Below are 223 nucleotides of genomic sequence, written 5' to 3' on the forward strand. Positions count from 1 at the left end.
ACTGATGTTCATAATATTGCGGCTGATTTCTTGCGATACCATGCTTTGCTCTTCTGAAGCGGTTGATATTTGAATAGCTAAGTCAGAAATGTCAGTAATTGATGAATAGACCTTATCAACAACATTATGAGCTTCTGTGGCTTTTTCAACACAACTTTCAGCTGACTCTTTACCTTTGGTCATTGTTTGCACCCAGGATAATAACGTACTTTGCATTTCTGAT

Annotated in this window: 1 protein-coding gene; it reads right to left on the bottom strand. The window is 37.2% G+C overall.

Going from position 1 to position 223, the window contains the following annotated elements; genetic code table 11:
• The coding region (locus tag ACX6CF_RS26600) for a hypothetical protein (protein WP_458788397.1) at positions 1 to 183 on the bottom strand (183 nt) is incomplete at its 3' end.
• Positions 184 to 223: the final 40 nt, after the last annotated feature.

The sequence above is a fragment of the Vallitalea sediminicola genome (assembly GCF_054408565.1).